The sequence below is a fragment of the Bradyrhizobium sp. Crot121 genome, from assembly GCF_059512385.1.
This window is the reverse complement of record NZ_JCAMOR010000593.1, coordinates 1-222: the sequence shown is the minus strand read 5'-3', so window position 1 is coordinate 222 and position 222 is coordinate 1. Positions and strand designations below refer to the sequence as shown.

The window sequence follows — 222 nt, the reverse complement described above, 5'->3', positions numbered from 1 at the left end:
CGCTACGGCCAATGGACGCCCGCCAGAGTGATCGCCGCCGGTGAGCGGATCGGTCCGTCGACCGCCGCCTTCTTCCAAGCCGTGATTGCGGCCCGGCCGCATCCCGAGCAAGGCTTTCGCACCTGCCTCGGCATTCTGTCGCTGGCCAAAAGTTACAGCGCCGAGCGCGTCGACGCGGCCTGCCGGCGCGGCATTCTGATCAAGGCACGATCCGTCGCCTCG

Annotated in this window: 1 pseudogene; it reads left to right on the top strand. The window is 68.5% G+C overall.

The features are described 5' to 3' along the window. Positions 1–222: pseudogene (locus AC5ZGW_RS48015) on the top strand (IS21 family transposase); the annotation flags it as partial.